Annotated in this window: 17 protein-coding genes and 1 tRNA gene; 17 read left to right on the top strand and 1 reads right to left on the bottom strand. The window is 38.1% G+C overall.

All coding sequences use genetic code 11. The annotated features are described in order from the left end of the window. Nucleotides 1-31: 31 nt before the first annotated feature. From TDE_RS04105 to TDE_RS04150, 10 genes are all read left to right on the top strand, one after another. Entirely contained in the window at nucleotides 32-265 is a 234-nt protein-coding gene (locus TDE_RS04105) for a hypothetical protein (protein WP_002682113.1), read from the top strand. 82 nt (nucleotides 266-347) lie between these two features. After that, a complete protein-coding gene (rplM, locus tag TDE_RS04110; protein ID WP_002682116.1) occupies nucleotides 348-776 on the top strand; it encodes a 50S ribosomal protein L13 in 429 nt (142 codons plus the stop codon). Nucleotides 777-786: 10 nt separating this feature from the next. Continuing rightward, nucleotides 787-1,176 carry a 30S ribosomal protein S9 gene (rpsI, locus tag TDE_RS04115; protein WP_002682117.1) on the top strand — a complete coding sequence of 130 codons (390 nt, stop codon included), beginning with the start codon at nucleotides 787-789 and terminating at the stop codon, nucleotides 1,174-1,176. Continuing rightward, on the top strand, nucleotides 1,142-1,810 hold the full coding sequence (gene recX / locus TDE_RS04120) for a recombination regulator RecX (protein WP_002677235.1): 669 nt from the start codon (nucleotides 1,142-1,144) through the stop codon (nucleotides 1,808-1,810). Before rpsI ends, recX begins: the two co-directional genes overlap by 35 nt. 54 nt (nucleotides 1,811-1,864) lie before the next feature. Next, nucleotides 1,865-2,434 carry a response regulator gene (locus tag TDE_RS04125; protein ID WP_002677237.1) on the top strand — a complete coding sequence of 190 codons (570 nt, stop codon included), beginning with the start codon at nucleotides 1,865-1,867 and terminating at the stop codon, nucleotides 2,432-2,434. A gap of 5 nt (nucleotides 2,435-2,439) precedes the next feature. Then, entirely contained in the window at nucleotides 2,440-3,627 is a 1,188-nt protein-coding gene (locus tag TDE_RS04130) for a class II aldolase/adducin family protein (protein ID WP_002682124.1), read from the top strand. 14 nt (nucleotides 3,628-3,641) lie between these two features. Then, nucleotides 3,642-4,847 carry a lipoprotein gene (locus tag TDE_RS04135; RefSeq protein WP_002682130.1) on the top strand — a complete coding sequence of 402 codons (1,206 nt, stop codon included), beginning with the start codon at nucleotides 3,642-3,644 and terminating at the stop codon, nucleotides 4,845-4,847. Continuing rightward, on the top strand, nucleotides 4,847-5,419 hold the full coding sequence (locus tag TDE_RS04140) for a hypothetical protein (protein WP_002670162.1): 573 nt from the start codon (nucleotides 4,847-4,849) through the stop codon (nucleotides 5,417-5,419). Before TDE_RS04135 ends, TDE_RS04140 begins: the two co-directional genes overlap by 1 nt. Nucleotides 5,420-5,428: 9 nt before the next feature. Continuing rightward, nucleotides 5,429-6,355: an alpha-hydroxy-acid oxidizing protein gene (locus tag TDE_RS04145; RefSeq protein WP_002682131.1), complete on the top strand. Its 927-nt coding sequence runs from the start codon at nucleotides 5,429-5,431 to the stop codon at nucleotides 6,353-6,355. Then, nucleotides 6,352-7,089 carry a 16S rRNA pseudouridine(516) synthase gene (locus tag TDE_RS04150; RefSeq protein WP_002682132.1) on the top strand — a complete coding sequence of 246 codons (738 nt, stop codon included), beginning with the start codon at nucleotides 6,352-6,354 and terminating at the stop codon, nucleotides 7,087-7,089. Before TDE_RS04145 ends, TDE_RS04150 begins: the two co-directional genes overlap by 4 nt. 67 nt (nucleotides 7,090-7,156) lie before the next feature. On the opposite strand, the gene tyrS is transcribed toward TDE_RS04150, so the two are convergent. Next, nucleotides 7,157-8,377 carry a tyrosine--tRNA ligase gene (gene tyrS, locus TDE_RS04155; RefSeq protein WP_002682133.1) on the bottom strand — a complete coding sequence of 407 codons (1,221 nt, stop codon included), beginning with the start codon at nucleotides 8,375-8,377 and terminating at the stop codon, nucleotides 7,157-7,159. Nucleotides 8,378-8,520: 143 nt separating this feature from the next. On the opposite strand from tyrS, the gene TDE_RS04160 reads away from it, so the two are divergent. The 7 genes from TDE_RS04160 (at nucleotide 8,521) to TDE_RS04195 (ending at nucleotide 15,649) form a co-directional block, all read left to right on the top strand. After that, entirely contained in the window at nucleotides 8,521-9,375 is an 855-nt protein-coding gene (locus tag TDE_RS04160) for an Rpn family recombination-promoting nuclease/putative transposase (protein ID WP_002682134.1), read from the top strand. Between the two features lie 358 nt (nucleotides 9,376-9,733). After that, nucleotides 9,734-9,815: transfer RNA gene (locus tag TDE_RS04170), tRNA-Leu, on the top strand. Between the two features lie 39 nt (nucleotides 9,816-9,854). Then, the gene (locus tag TDE_RS04175; protein WP_002677254.1) at nucleotides 9,855-10,538 is read left to right on the top strand and encodes an MgtC/SapB family protein; all 684 of its coding nucleotides are present in this window, start codon (nucleotides 9,855-9,857) and stop codon (nucleotides 10,536-10,538) included. Nucleotides 10,539-10,572: 34 nt separating this feature from the next. Then, on the top strand, nucleotides 10,573-12,426 hold the full coding sequence (locus TDE_RS04180; protein ID WP_002682136.1) for a phosphoglucomutase: 1,854 nt from the start codon (nucleotides 10,573-10,575) through the stop codon (nucleotides 12,424-12,426). Nucleotides 12,427-12,455: 29 nt separating this feature from the next. Beyond that, nucleotides 12,456-12,848, top strand: a complete 393-nt coding sequence (locus tag TDE_RS04185) for a PUR family DNA/RNA-binding protein (RefSeq protein ID WP_002672091.1) — start codon at nucleotides 12,456-12,458, stop codon at nucleotides 12,846-12,848. Between the two features lie 94 nt (nucleotides 12,849-12,942). Beyond that, on the top strand, nucleotides 12,943-13,878 hold the full coding sequence (locus TDE_RS04190) for a hypothetical protein (RefSeq protein ID WP_002682138.1): 936 nt from the start codon (nucleotides 12,943-12,945) through the stop codon (nucleotides 13,876-13,878). Beyond that, nucleotides 13,871-15,649, top strand: coding sequence for a hypothetical protein (locus tag TDE_RS04195; protein WP_010956828.1), 1,779 nt, complete (start codon nucleotides 13,871-13,873; stop codon nucleotides 15,647-15,649). Before TDE_RS04190 ends, TDE_RS04195 begins: the two co-directional genes overlap by 8 nt. The last annotated feature ends 47 nt before the right edge of the window (nucleotides 15,650-15,696 follow it).

Consider the following 15,696-nt stretch of genomic DNA (forward strand, 5'->3'; position numbering starts at 1 on the left):
GTAATAATGAATTTCTACTAGGAGGCTTTAAATGCTAGCACTTATTATTGGTATTGTTTTAATCGCTTTTACGGTTATTGCAGCCCTCCCCATGGGCTTGGCTTGGGGACAGGATATTCTCTTATTCTTAAGAGGCGGTTTACCTATTTTTGCAGCCTTTGTCGGTCTTATTTCCGTATTTATCGGAATTGCAGATATTAAAGATAAACAGGATGCAAGAAAAGAAGAAGCGGCTATGAAGGCTGCCGAAAATAAAACTGAGTAGGTTATTGACACTTATTCTATATTTAGTTACAATATCAGAACCCACATTATCTGCATATATTGTTGTAGAAGGTATACATTAAATGAAAACTATTTTTTTTAAAGAACATGAAGCGCCGCGCTCTTGGTACCTTATTGATGCCGCCGGGAAGCCGCTTGGCCGCGTTGCTGCTAAAACTGCAGCTATGCTGAGAGGAAAACACAAGGTAAGTTTTGCACCTCATCAGGAAATCGGTGATTATGTCGTTATTATTAATGCCGAAAAAGTAGCCGTAACAGGAAATAAGGCTAAGGATAAGATGTACTATACTCACTCCGGTTATGTAGGCGGTTTAAAGTCTATCAACTTTAACGGCTTAATCGCTAAAAAACCGGCTGAACCCTTGATGATTGCAATTAAAGGTATGCTTCCTAAGGGACCCCTTGGAAGAAAACTTTTAACGAATGTTAAGGTCTATGCAGGCCCCGAACATCCTCACCAAGCACAAAACCCCATAGCGGTTGAAGTATAAGGAGCGTAAAGTGAAAAATATTGGAATGGGAACAGGCCGACGAAAAACTTCAGTGGCGCGAGTATACATTCGGGATGGAAAAGGTCAGTTAACGGTCAATGATAAGGACATTAACGAATACTTTGCTACTCCGGAACAAGTCCAAAAAGCAAAAGAACCATTAATGGTTACTGCGGGTGAATCTAAGTATGATATTATAATCACTGTACGAGGCGGAGGTCTTACAGGCCAAGCCGGTGCGTGCTCTCACGGAATTGCAAGAGCTTTAGCCCAAGTAGATGCATCAAATCATGCATCCTTAAAGGCTAACGGATTGCTTACACGTGATTCACGAATGGTTGAACGAAAAAAATTCGGTCAGCGCGGTGCAAGACGAAGATTCCAGTTCAGCAAACGTTAATCCTTTTTCTATTGCGGATATATGCAGCACTTCTTCAGATTTGGTGAAAATCATCAATTCTGAAGGGGTGTCTTTTGTAACACGGCCTGATTATTTTGATGAAGATGATTTTGATGGCCTTGTTGGTGAGTGCGGTTGTCCTATAAGCGATGAATCGCTTGAGGCACTGCTTAATGCAGTAAGAATTTATGAGGCTGAGTGTACCGCTTCGGCCTATTTATACAGAGCTGAGCATTCCCGTTTTCAGTTGGAATTGAAGCTCAAAAAAAAAGGCTTTTTAGCTTTTGAGATTAATCCGGCACTCGACTATCTTATGGGGATAGGTTTGCTTGATGATGAGCGGTTTGCCAGGGCTTGGCTTAATACCAGAGTTATAAGTAAAAAAGAAGGCCGTAATAGATTGGCCTCCGAGCTTGCTCAAAGAGGAGTAAGCTTTAAAATTGTGGAAGATGTGCTTAATGAGTTTTTTTCGGAGCATTCGGAAGAAGATATTTGCCGAGAAGCTTTGGAAAAACAACTGATAAATAGGGTGGATAAGTCTCGGTTAATGCGTAAAATGTATAGACTGGGCTTTTCCGTTAGCACTGTGAATATATGTTTGGAGGGACTTGAAAACATTACCGACTCTTTTTGAGGTTTGTTTAATTGTTATACTATGGGAAAAAGCGAAAGTAGAAGACGAGTTAAAATGTACTCCGCTCTTGAAGTTGCAAATATCTGCGGAGTTGTAAATCAGACTGCCATTAACTGGATTAGAAACGGTTATTTAAAAGCTTTTAATACGCCGGGCGGCCAATATAGGGTATATTATGAAGACCTGCTCCTTTTTATAAAAGAAAGAGGAATGAAAATTCCTCCTGAGTTGCAGGATTCATTGGATGATGCTCATTGGAATTCTATCATAGTTATAGATGATGATGCTGTTTTAAATGAGGCTATATCTTCATTTTTAAACAAAAATCTTCCTAACTTGACTGTATATAAATCCCTTGACGGCTTTGATGCAGGCGCTCAACTTGTAAAGTATAAACCCGGCTTTGTGATTTTGGATATAGACCTTCCCGGAGTCAACGGCAAGGAAATATGCAAAAAAATAAAGACCGATCCTTTTTTTGGGCAGCCTTATATAATTGTTATTACAGGACTGGATGACGAATCTTTAGAAAAGCAGATGAAAGATTTGGGTGCCGACTCTTTCTTTAGGAAGCCCATAGATTTTAATGCTATATTAAGAGAGATCAACGAGGTTGTGAGCTAGAGCTGATGACCCTTGATGAAGCAAAAAGTATCATAATAGAGACGGGAAAGAGGCTTTTAACGTCCGGTCTGACGGTACGTACATGGGGAAATGTAAGCGCCCGTATAGATGCCGATACTTTTGCTATTACCCCTTCCGGCTATGGTTATGAGAATTTAAAGCCTGAACATATAGTTGTTCTTAAAATAAATAGGCCTGAAAGTTCCGGACCTGTCAAACCCTCTTCAGAACGTTTTGTTCATGCAAGCCTTTACAAGGCCGACCAAAATATAAAGTTTATAATCCATACACATCAGAAATTTGCCTCAGCTGTTTCGGGATGCTTTTCTTCCATACCTGTTGAAAATGAGGAGCTTCATTCCGTCTTAGGGGAAGCCGTACCTGTGGCAAGATATGCTCCTGCGGGTACAAAAAGAATAGCCCGTCATATTGTAAAATGTTTAACAAAACCTGTCGGAGCAATAATAATGGCCCAACATGGGGCTGTCTGTTTCGGTGCTGATGCGGCGGAAGCCTTTGCCCAAGCCGAGGCTCTGGAAGACCTTTGCCGTAATTTGATTTTTGCTGAAGTTCCGGCCCTGGCCCTTGCTTACCGGCGATATGAAAGAAAAGCCTTACAGCCCTTGATTAATTTTTACGCAAGCTGCCGTGAAGGCGACTCATGCACCGTTTACGATAAAAATACCGATATTACCATTTGCAAGATGGATATAAAATCCGGAAATATAACTGAAGGCCTTTTTGATTTTCAAGCCGATTTACATAGACATATATATGATACCTATCCGGATATTAACTTTATAGAGCAAAGCTCTCTGCCGGCAGCTCTTTTTGTTTCAAAAAAAATGAACATAGACAACTGCATACCGGCTTTTTTGGATGATTTTGCTCAGATTGCCGGCGAAAATGTTTTTTTGTTTCCATTTTTTGAGAACCGGGCTGAAGAGATGAGCACGGAAATTGTAGATGCTTTAAAAAACCGCTCTTGCGTTTTGGTAAATGAAAGCGGAGCCCTTTGTTGTGTTTCCGATAAGAATGATATCGGCGCCTTAAAAGAAATCTTGGAAAAAAATCTTTTGGCCCTTGTTCTTTCATGGAAATTTAAAAATTATTTTCCGATAAGCCGTAGGAGTGCTCAAAGAATGAGAAGAGGTTATATCGGAGGATATTCCAAAATGAATTTACAAATTTAGGGGATTAAATTAAGATGAAAAATATAAAAAAAATATTGCTTGTGGTTTTTGTCGGCCTTTTATTCGGCTGTAGACGCGAAACGTCTTTAGAGCTTGAGAGAGAAGAAAAGTTTACCCTTAATTACGGGCTTTTTGAAAACGAGCTCAATCTTTTTAATTTAAACAGTACTTATTCACGTCCTGATACACAGATTTTGATGAAAGAAGGTATATTTTACATAGTTAATTCGGGCGGCCAAAAAATTTTAAAGCTTTCGTCATTCGGGGACTTACTTACCTTTTTTTATAACCCCGAGTCAAACATGGAGCCTTCCTTTATGCAAAACGATTCTCAGGATGTTAAGGCAACTACAAGAGGCGCCATAAAATATCCCTTTAATCATCCTGCTCTTTTAACCGTAAACTCTTCCAAGCATCTCTTTGTTGTAGATTCCGTTTTGGATGAAAGAATCGAGTACGATCATGAGGAAAATTTAGCCTTAAGGGATATAATCCTGCATTTCGACGAAAACGGAACTTTTATAGATTATCTGGGACAGGAAGGTTTTGGCGGAACGCCTTTTCCGTCTATTGAGGGGATTCATACGAATTCTTCCAACGATATAATAGTCGTTTGCCGAACACAGACGAGTTTAAAAATTTATTGGTATAACAGGAAGGGAGACTTGCTGTATAAGATACCTATCTTTTTTAATGCAGTACCTAATCCATATGAAAGTTCCAATAAAATATTTTCTTCGATAGATAAGATAATTCCCGACTTTAATGATCTTTATTTATATATTAAAATTGATTACTATCTTGAAGAAAAGGATGCTGCAACTAGGGCAAACCTTGGGGTAAGTTACGATAAAAGCTGTTTGTATTTTTTAAATATTAAAACCGGTAAGTATGATAAAAAAATGGATATAGATGCTTATGAGGAAATTGAAACATCGGGAACCGAAACTTTTACTTTTAAAAAGGTTTATGAAATGATGGGCATTACGGAAAGTAATTGGTGTTACTTATTGACTCCTACCACTAAAGGTTATGCACTTGAAATGATGAATTTAAAATCTCAAAAAAAATATAAAAAAGATTTGATTGTTTCAAGTGATGAAACATTTTACAATACCTTCCATGTTTCCTCTAAGGGAATTATTTCGGCCATTCTTGCCCGAGACGACAAGGCCTTAATTGTATGGTGGCGTGCCGATAAAATTATCGGGGATAAATAATGAGTGATGATGATCTATTCGAAAAAAGGGATTCTTCTCCGCGTGAAGTTTTTACCCGCTATAATAGAGAAGATAGAATTAAAAATGCCTCAGAAAAGGTCAGGCAATTACACGATCCGGATTTTGTAAGAAAAAGAAGTTTTATAAAAAGTGTAACCGAAAACCGGGGCTTAAGGTCGGTGTTTTTTGTTATAGTTGTTCTTGTAAGTATTAACATAGCCTTTTTTATTACCCGTTCCGACAGAAATAGCGGCAGGATTTATGGAATAAAAACTGAGCTAAAGTCCTTTATTTATCAGGATAGGGCCTTGGCAAATTTGCGTTTGAGTGAAAATACTAAATTTTTAGAAAGCTTAAAAGAGAGTGAAGAAAAAGACGGAGCCCTGGTAAGAGTAAACTTTATTTTTTTAGATGATAAGGGAAACAAATTATCGTCTTCGCTGCAGACAGGTATTTATACGGGAGGAGAGCTTAGGTTTTCTTCTCAAAATGAATCGGGCAATGCAAAAAAGGTTCAAGCCGAAATTTATATTAAAGAAAAACTTTTGGTTTTATTGTCAAAAATAAAATGAGAAAATAAAATGAGTGTGAACAAAAAATATAAGTGCCGATTATGTAAGGAATGTAACGGAAAAGCCTGCATAGGAGAGCTTCCCGGAATGGGAGGTGTCTTTGAAAGTGCTAATTTTATTTTAAACTGTGCCGAGTGGAAAAATTATTATACATCTGATTTCTATCCTCTGCCGAGGCTCCGCCTTGCTCCTATGACGGGAGCCGTAGAAAATGTCGGCTATGAGGACGAAAGGCAGTTTTATTTTGACCTTATAAGGGCATCGGTTAAGGCCGGCCTGGCTTTAAGCATAGGGGACGGCTATCCCGACTTAAAACTTTTTTCAGGGATCGAAGCCTTAAGGGATGTTAAAAAAAAGGGAGCGGTCTTTTTAAAACCATATCCTCAGATGAAGCTTTTTGAAAGAATTGAGGCCTCAATGGAGTCGGCGGAAATTATCGGGGTAGATACGGATGCTTATAATATTGTAACTATGCGGAATCTTGTTCACCTTGAAAAAAAGAGCGCAAAAGATTTGGCTGCTTTAAAAAAATATGCCAAGCTCCCCTTTGCAGTTAAGGGTATTTTTACCTCCTATGACATTGAAGTTGTGAAGGAGCTAAAACCCGACATTGCCATCATTTCAAATCACGGCGGCCGTATCGAAACCGATAGGGGGAGCGTTGCCGCATTTGTTAACTCTCATTTAAAAGAAATAAAAAAATATTCAGGCGAGGTTTGGGCTGACGGCGGCTTACGGAAAAGAGAAGATTTTATGGCTGCTTCTTCTTTAGGTATTGAAGAAGTTTTAATAGGCCGTCCCTGTATTACCGCCCTCCTTAGAGATAGGGAAAACGGCATAAAAAATTTTATCGATTCTATTTTAGGTAAAGATTTAACTAAAGAAGCTTGCGGCTCCTTAGGGAGCGGCCCTTTAAGGAGCTTTGAAAAACCTTGAAAACCCGTTTGGATAGAATATTGGCCCTCAGCGGTTTAGGCTCCAGGAGTGATGTAAAAAAAATGATACGCAAAAAAAACTGCTGCGTCGACGGGGTGCGTATTGTTTCGCCTTCCTTTATTTTAGACACTGACCTAAATAAAATAACTATAGACGGGGAGCCTCTTGTGTTGAGGACAAATGTTTATCTTATGTTTAATAAGCCGCAAGGCTGCGTAACTTCGACAAGCGATCCCGTACACAAAACCGTAATGGATTATATAAAAGCTCCCTTTGACAGGATGACGCTGTTCCCTATCGGCCGGCTGGATATAGACACTGAAGGCCTTTTGATTATTACCGATGACGGCGAGATTACCCACAAGATTACCTCGCCTAAGTCGGGAACGGTAAAGACTTATTATCTGGAATTAAGCCGAGAGCCCTCCGATGAAGAATTTAAAAATTACTGTGAAGAGTTTGAAAAAGGAATTGTGTTAAAAAATGGTTATAAGTGTCTTCCTGCAAAATTCGAAAAATGTGAAAACAAAACCGGTTCTTTTAGAAGCGGATTTTTAATGCACATAACCGAAGGAAAATTCCATCAAGTTAAAAAAATGTGCTTAAGCGCAGGGAACGAACTTTGTTACCTGCGCCGTATTGCAGTCGGTTCAATAGTTTTAGATGAGACCTTGAAGACCGGAGAATACCGCGAGCTTTCTGCCGAAGAGATAGATTCGCTCAGAGATTATTGAGGGTCTCGCTAAAAGCATCGGATTTTATAGAACCTCTAAAAACTAATGTTTTTAGAGAGTAATCCTTTTAGCTGAAAATTATCCTCATAAATCGTTTTTTACCTGCACGCAAAATCATCTCGTTGTCCTTGTCGAGTTTTTCTTTTCCGATTAGAGCCTTGATGTCCGAAATTTTTTCTTCGTTTATAAAAGCTCCTCCCTGCTCGACAAGACGGCGGGCATCGCTTTTGGTGGAGGCAAGTCCTGCTTCGGCAAAGAGGTCAATAATACCGATGCCCTCATTTAATTTTGAAAGACTTAAATTCGCCGTGGGCATGGCATCCTTATTTCCTCCGCCCGAAAAAGCCGCCCTTGCTCCTTCCAAGGCTTTTTCCGCTTCTTCTTTTCCGTGAATGAGGGCTGTAACTTCAAAGGCTAATCTTTCTTTAGCCTTGTTTATGTCCCCTGCACAAACCGATTTTATTTCTTCTATAGAGAGGAATGTAAAAAGCAGCATAAACTTTTCGACATCGGCATCGGCTGTGTTTCTCCAATATTGGAAAAAATCGTAGGGAGAAACAAGGGCAGTATCCAAGAAGATCGCACCCTTTTCGCTCTTTCCCATTTTTTGGCCGTCGGCTCTTGTAACCAGAGAGAAGGTGAGGGCAAAAACTTCGCCGCCTCCCTTTCTGCGGATAAGGTCGCTTCCTGCAACCATGTTTCCCCACTGGTCATCACCGCCTATCTGGAGTTCAATATTGTAGTTTTGATTGAGCATTAAAAAGTCATAGCTTTGCAAAAGCTGATAATTGAATTCCAAAAAGGAAAGCCCCGTTTCCATTCTTTTTTTGTAGGCTTCAAAGCTGAGCATTTTGTTGACCGAAAAGTGAGAACCTATATCGCGTAAAAAATCGATGTAGTTTAAATCGGCAAGCCAATCCTTGTTGTTGACAAAGCGGACATTCTTAATATCTTTCGCTAAAAATTTTTCAATCTGTTTTTGAATTGAGGCCGCATTTTTATCGAGTTCATCATAAGAAAGCATCTTACGCATTTCTGTTTTTCCCGACGGGTCTCCTATTCGCGAAGTGCCTCCGCCGACTAAAACGACACCCTTGTGCCCCTCACGGCATAAATGCTTTAAGGCAAAAATCGGAACCATGTGCCCTATGTGCAAGCTGGGCCCTGTCGGGTCGGTTCCTGTGTAAAAGGCGATTTGCCCCTTGTCCATTCTATCGGAAAGGGCTTGCAAATCGGTACATTGCTGAATAAAGCCCCTCTCCTGTAATATTTTTAATGCTTTGTTCATGTTTTGACTATACAATAATTTTTAGCTTAGGTCAACAGATTTATTAGGATTAAAATTTTGCTATTTATTGAAAACAATTTCTATAATAATTATGAAAGGGGAAAATTTTTCTTCTTTTCAAATAATTTTTATTAGAGGTAAAAATGGAAAAATTGTTTAAAATAACCCTCCGCAATGACTATGCTTTTAAACGAGTCTTCGGAGTAGAGGAAAACAAAGATGTTCTACAGGACTTGCTGGAATGTATCCTAGACATTCCGCCTGAAACAATCGCGGGCTTGGAACTTTTGGATAAGGAGTTTCAGAAAGAGCTTTTAACTGAAAAGCTAGGTATTTTGGATATCAAGTTAAGACTAAACGACGGAACCTTTGTCGATATTGAAATTCAAAACAACTGGCATTTTGATTTTCCTGAAAGAACCTTATATTATTGGTCTAAGATGTACAATGAAAACATAAAACAAGGTCAAGACTATACAAAATTGCCAAAGTGTATTACAATAAACTTGATAGGAAAAGGCTTTGATAAAAATAAGCGTTTACACAACAAGTATCTTGTTTTAGAACAAGACACAAAAGAGCCTTTAGTTTCAAAACTTGAGATTCATATATTGAGCCTTGAAAAGGCAAGGCTCTTAAAGGATGGTCAATGTAAAGATAATAAAGCGAAACATTTATTACACTGGCTGAAATTTATTGAAACCGATAACAAGGAGGTACGTAGTGTGCTGGCACAAGAATCGACGATGATGGCAAAAGCAAATACCGCTATTTCTGTAATGGAAATGAGTCCTAGAGATAAATGGCTTTATGATTCCCGTATGAAATATGAACACGATAGAGCATCATGCATAAGTGAAGGTTATCGCCAAGGTATTGATAAAGGTGCTCACCAAAAAGCTCTCGAAACGGCAAATCTTATGAAAAAAGCAAATTGTGAAGTTGACTTTATCATACAAATGACCGGTCTTAGCAAAGAAGAGATAGAGAAACTATAATAAATTTTGGGAATGGACTACAACCAATGCAGCTTCAAGGCAAAGCTGTTCTGTCGGATTGTCTTTCCACAGTTTAATGATGTATTAGAAAAAGATTAAAACCAAAACTTAACCTTTATTCGCTGGGTTTAATTACCTTTCTCGGACGGAAGTTTAAGCAAAAAAGAATAATTATTGGTGTGATAAAATGAAAAAAAATATTTTATATTTTGTATTTATATGTCTTATTGTTTTTGAAGTATATTGTGAAAAATTGCCATATATAAAATATGCAAATAATTATAATGTTTCAGAGCATGATATTAAATTCAATATAATTGACACTCTCCGCTTTTTTTGCTATAATAAACCTTCGTTTGCCCCGATGGTGGAATTGGTAGACACGCTAGTTTCAGGTACTAGTGCTTAACGGCATGGGGGTTCAAGTCCCCCTCAGGGCAAAACTTCAAAACCTACAATGACCGTCATAAGGATTTTTTATGGATGCCGGAGCTTTAACAGACAAAATAATTATTATTCGTTTACTTTTAAGCTTTTTAGCAGGTTGTTGTATAGGTATGGAGCGTTCCGGTAAAAGGCAGGTAGCGGGCTTACGCACTCATATCTTAATTTGTGTGGGAGCATGCGGGATGATGCTGATATCCATATGGCTTCCTCAAATGAGCGGTAAGGGCGATACGGCCAGGATCGCCGCTCAGGTTGTTTCGGGCATGGGTTTTTTAGGTGCCGGAGCTATTTTGAAGATAGGGGCCAACGTAAAAGGGCTCACAACAGCGGCTTCAATATGGGTAATTGCCGGAATAGGCTTGGCTATAGGAAGCGGACTATATACGGCCGGAATAGTGATGACCGTTATTTCTTTAGTGACTCTTTCACTTGTAAACAGACTTGAGCTTAAAATTTTCCCTGTAAGGCAAAACAAATTTTTGGAAATATATTTTCACGGAAATAAACCTCCTATGACGGAGATAATAAATGTTTTATCGGATTATTCTGCATCCATTGTATCTACAAATGTCCGCTCGTCAAAATCGTCCAAGGAACATTCTAAGGTCGTTCTTTTTATAAATGTTCCTAAGAGGCTGGATATTTCCAAGATGACCGAAGACTTTCAAAAAATAGAAGAAGTAGATACAATAGTACTGCGAGAAAAAATAACCTAAAAAATTCTTAAGGTAAAACAAGAGGTATTGTTAATTGAAAGACACAAACAACAGCATAAGTATAAATGCTGAATTATCCAAAATGATATTATCCGCCTCAGGATGGAGGAAGGTTTTTGCCGACTCAGGAAAAGAAGAAGACGAAAGCCCAGACATAAAATATGAAGATTCAATACTGGTATGTCATGCGGCTTTGGCCTTCGCTGAATTTTTAAAGACAAATTTTCCTAAAATAAAGACGATAGTGATCGGTAGGGACAGCCGGCCTACAGGCGTTGCTATCGAAGAAGTGTTTATAAAAACTCTTATTTCAACTTCTTATGATTTAAAGGTTGTAGGTTGTACGGCTGCTCCCGAAATCATGGCTTATGCAAGATCGATAGGTGCGGCCTTTGCTTATATTTCCGCCAGTCATAACCCGATAGGACATAACGGTCTTAAATTCGGCTTGGACTCAGGGGGCGTTCTTGACGGAGATCAAGCTAAAACCTTAATCAACATGTTTAAAGAGAGGCTCAAAGCCGATGATGCCGAAGATACTGCTTTAAAATTTCTGCATGATTATAATTTAAAAAAAATGCAAGATATAAGAAAGCAGACAGTCTATGTAAAAAAAGAAGCATTGGATGCTTATCATAATTATTCTAAGGCTGTAATTACAAATTCGGCTGATCCTAAAACACAAAATAAATTTTTTGATAAAATAAAACAGGCAGTTAATGCTGCAAAAAGAGAAGGTCAGCCTATTTCTATAGTTGCCGATTTTAACGGAAGTGCAAGAGCTGCCTCCATTGACAGACAGTTTTTTACGGACAATGAAATAGCATTAATCGGTATAAACGAAGTACCCGGAAATATCGTACACGGGATATTGCCTGAAGGAGCTAATCTGGATTTTTGTGCAAAAAAAATGGAACATCTTCACTTGGATCCGGATGCAAGCCCGTTGGATAAAAACTGCTTTTTAGGTTATATGCCTGATTGTGACGGCGACAGAGGAAATATTATCTATTGGAATGAGGAGCTTAATAAGGCTGTTCCTCTTGAAGCTCAAGAGGTATTTGCTCTTTCAGTGATTGCAGAGACGGCTTATTCTTTCTATTGTAAGCGAGGTAATAAAAAGCCCGCTATTGTTGTAAACGGTCCTACATCCTTGCGGATTGAAGAAGCTGCAGCCTGTTTTGGTGCCGAGGTTTTTAGAGCTGAAGTAGGCGAGGCTAATGTAGTTAATCTAGCCGCCGAATTACGGGAAAAAAATTATGATGTTAGAATTTTAGGAGAGGGTTCAAACGGAGGAAACATTACCCACCCTGCAAAGGTAAGGGATCCGATAAATACCATTTTTGCAATTTTAAAACTCCTTTTAATAAAAACGGAATTTATGAAAAAAGGGCTTTTCCATATTTGGTGCGAAAAGTCAAAACAAATGGATAAATATAAACCCGATTTTACCTTGACCGATATTTTAAAAACCTTGCCGCAATATACAACAACTCCCACCGGAGAAAAAAGAGCTATTTTAAAAATCCGTACTGAGGATCATTCCGTTCTAAAGGGCAGGTACCAAAAGATATTTGAAGAAGAATGGGCTAAAAAGAAAGATGAACTTAAAAGCAGATTCGGTATTGTAAGATTCCGCAGTTTTTCAAATAACGGAACAAAGCAGACTGAAGACCTTAAAGACTTTTCCGTTTCGGGTAAGGGCGGCCTTAAGATTCAATTTTATAATTCAAAAGATGAGCCTTTAGGTTTTATCTGGATGAGGGGTTCCGGAACGGAGCCGATATTCAGAATAATGGCCGATATAAAAGGCTTGTCGCTTGAAGATGAAAAATACTTGGTTGAATGGCAGGGTGAGATGGTAAGGCGTGCCGATTTAGGCGCATAGTTTAAAAAGAATTATTATTGGAGAAAATTATGGGAATTAGAGGTGAACTTTTTACAACTCAGGTTTCGGCGGAAAACCGGACTTATTTTTTTAATGTTAAAGAAAATACAAAGGGCGACGTTTTTTTACAGGTTGTCGAAAGCAAGGTTTCCGAGGGGCTTGGCTTTGACCGCCATGCCGTTGTCGTATTTGAAGATGAAATGAGGCCTTTTTTGCAGGGGCTGGATAAATGTATAGAATTTATCGAAAAAAACAGAAAGGAAAAAGCAAAGGCTAAGGCGAAGAAGGTTAGCGATGCAAAAAAAGCTGCCGAAAAAAGCGATAAGCCTGCAAAGCCTCGTGCTTCCAAAGGCCAAAGTGCTGAAAAGAAAGACGGGGAAAAATCAAGGGTAAAAAAAGTAATAAAAAAGAAGACCCGCTGAGGCCGTTAAGCTGACAGAAAGTTGGTCTGTAATTTTATATTTGAGTTACTTGTATCTTGTTATATCGCCTGTTTTATGATAAAATAAACATTATATGAAAAATTGGCTGCTTGTACCTTTAGTGTTTATCTTAAATTTTGTCTTGGCTGTTTTAGCATTTTCTATATCGGTTGGAATTTGGCAGTCGCTGATGTATGGAGATGTATCGGGCATATTTTTCTCTTCCTTTTTACATTGCCTTTATCTGATACTTCCCATAGCCTGTATTATTTCGATATTCGCAGTCTATGTTTTTATGATGCGGCATTCCGAAAAGCGGGGCCTGTCTTTTTTAGCCTTGATTATATCGTTTGCACTATTTTTTGCTTTAATTATTCCGCTTGTATACTCTCAGGGAGAAAAAATCAATCAGGCCTTTAACTCAAAAGAAAAGGTATCAATTGATGATAAGCACCTGGAAACTTTTATAGAACGGCCTGTCTTTGTACAGGCAGCAGGCAGCATAGTCCGCCCCTTTGTTCATGATATATATGAACAGTATAAAGCTTCTTACACATCCTATCTTATTTTTTCGGGCTCGATTTTTTTGCTTATATTTTCTCTTTGGGTATTTACAACAATAACGGAATGGAAGATAGTCAATTTTACTCTTTTACCTCTTTTATTAATCTTAATACTTTATGCTTATAGTTATATACGGACTGATGACTTTATCCTGAGCATAGAGGATGTGCTTCCTTTTGCAATTCCGAAGTTTTGGATAAGGCCTGTTTTGTTTTGTCTTGCGGCATTATTAATCTATATTTATACAATGATGTTGCTGCTTGTAAGGCGTGCAAAAAAAATGCCTAAAAAACAAAAGATTAAAAAACAAAAAATAAATGTCCCTAAAGTAAAGAAGCCTAAGGTTCCAAAAATTAAAATGCCGAAACCCGTTAAGCCTAAAAAAGGCGAAAAAATAAAAGAAGAATTTGAGACATTTATTCCCGATAATTTAGGAGACTTTGGAGAGGCGGATATTGATGCATAAAATTTCAAGATTTTTTCCTTACCTTTTTGTTCACTTTTTACTTGGTCTGATTGCTTCCTTTGCTTATGTTTTTTTTATGCCTATAAAAGAAACCGTTCTGCCGGTATCTTTATTTTCATGGAAGATTCGTGAATCGATATTATTGTTTATTTTTTATTTTCCCTTTATCTATACGTCTGCATTAATTTTTGCTTATCCTATTATTTTCGGGAAATTCGGACCGGCAAAAATGCAGAGGCGGTCATCCGCTATGATTCGCTTTATTCAGCATTTTTTTATTTTTTCTCTTGCTGTTTTATCTTTCTATGTGGTTTTGGCCGAAGCCGTTAAGCCTATTTTAATGGAATACCAATCGCGATCCGTTTATCAAGCTCTTACACATAAAGAATATACTAAACTTGCAAAAGAAGCCTATGACAGGAATGATTATAGCCAAGCCGGAGATCATATCGATAGGGCTTTAAGTATATGGCCTCAGTCGGAAGATGCCATGAAACTAAACGAGATGATTAAGATTGCCGGAGAAAAACTTTCTCTTGATAAGACCGATTCCGTTTTAAGGAAAAATATTTCAGAGGAAGATAATATAAGCATGACTGCCGAGGCGGCCTTAAAAAGAGCGAAAATGGCTGCTCTTGCATTTGATTTTTATACGGCTCACTATTATGCAAAACTCGCTATGCAAACTTTTCAGGATGGCAATCCTTTAAAAATTGATGCCGAAAATCTTGCGGTGCGGGCTTGGGCCGAGGTAGAAAAAGGTTTGGCTTCATATAAAGATGCTCCCTCCATTGCCTTATATAAAAGTAAAAAGGCTGCCTATGAAACTTTACAGAGAGGAGATTATATAAAGGCTTATTATTCCTTTTTGCAAATTGATTCATCTATGCGGGCTTCAAATCCCGATAAAAAAGATCCTGAGGTTGAACGGTTTTTAAATCTATCTAGGGTTGAGCTTGAAAAAAATGTCTTTTTTACCGATGAGCTTAAAAATATTCCCAACTTTATAATGAGGGGGGACATAAGTTTTACTGTCGGAGAGCATAGTCATGAATGTGCCGTAATAAAAATACACGGAATCTCTCATGGAAGCTCTACTTTACGTAATGAAATATATCTTATGAATGTTTTATATACACGTTTAGGAATATCCAATGCCGAAAAATGGTCTATAATTATTCCTTATGCAAAACTTATAGAAGTTGTAGACGATGAAGGAAAAAACAGGTTAATGCTTCAGATTTGCTCGGTTGATAGATATTCTGAAGAAAATACCGTTTATCCCAAGGTTTTGTCTGGAGAACTCCCAAGGGAAAATGCTCATAATATTTTGCTCCCCATGACCATGACCGATTTTATTTTAATTGAAAAGTCTATAAGCGGACCTTCGGCTATGAAGATATCCGATTTGTACTATTTTAGTTTGATAGCCGAAAAGTACGGTTTAAAAAAAGAAGCCTATTTGAGCGAGGTGCTATACCGCTTGACTGAACCCCTTTTATTATTGATAGTTTCTTTACTTGTGCTTATATTGGCTTGGCGCTTTAGAGTTTCACCGGGCAGGCGGTTAAATAAACGCTTATTTTTATTTTCACCCCTTTGTCCGTTTTTATCTTACATCTTGATGGAAACTCTTAGATATATCTTCAAACTTCAAATTGCCTTTTTTGTTTGTTTGACACCGCGGTATGTATCTCTTATAGTTTTTGGTTTGCCTGTCATAGCCCTTATTTTTCTGATTATTACGCTTGTATATCAGCGTTCGGAGTAAAAGGCCTTACAATTCTTTCAAAACTATGATAGAATACCGAATATAAT

Source organism: Treponema denticola ATCC 35405 (assembly GCF_000008185.1).
Classification (GTDB): Bacteria; Spirochaetota; Spirochaetia; order Treponematales; family Treponemataceae; genus Treponema_B; species Treponema_B denticola.